The organism is Cupriavidus sp. CuC1 (assembly GCF_044627735.1).
Lineage (GTDB): Bacteria > Pseudomonadota > Gammaproteobacteria > Burkholderiales > Burkholderiaceae > Cupriavidus > Cupriavidus ulmosensis.
Map to the genome: position 1 here is coordinate 1 of NZ_JBIUHC010000467.1, position 523 is coordinate 523.

The following is a 523-nucleotide window of genomic DNA, read 5'->3' on the forward strand; positions in this document are numbered from 1 at the left end:
CAGTACCACGCCACTGACTCCATTTTCGGTTCGAGGACACGGAGGGTGCCCTAATTTTCGTCACCTTGAAAGGGGTGTCCCTAAGGAGCTGATCAATCGGTTCGTTAAAGGTCCGATGACAGCTGAGGCGGTGCAAGACGCCGCCATGGCGTTCAAGAAGGCCCTGATCGAGCGGGCTTCGGCAGCAGTCCCTCCATCGCTCCCCATTCCATGTCCGTCAGATCGCTCGGATTTCGCTTTGTCTTGGCCGCCATGCTTGCCTGCCGCTCTCGATGTTCTTTTTTCCACATCTGAACGTTGGAACACATCTGCGGCGAATTTTCAAACGGGCTCTTACCCGAAGCAAGGTGTTGCACTTCAGATTTGAGGCCGCCCGGCGAAATGAGCGTAATCAGGTCGCGGATCAACTTTACTTCGCAAGCGGAACATTCTTACTACACTTCACGGTTCTTGCCAGATCTCTCTCGGACAGCGACAGCCCTGGGCGATTCGTTCCTCGATATAGCTGCGATAGGGATCCAGA

1 pseudogene is annotated in these 523 nt (G+C 54.7%); it reads right to left on the bottom strand.

What is annotated here, in order from left to right:
• Positions 1–161 precede the first annotated feature (161 nt).
• Positions 162–290, bottom strand: a pseudogene (locus tag ACGLHR_RS52230) (transposase); the annotation flags it as partial.
• Between the last annotated feature and the right edge of the window lie 233 nt (positions 291–523).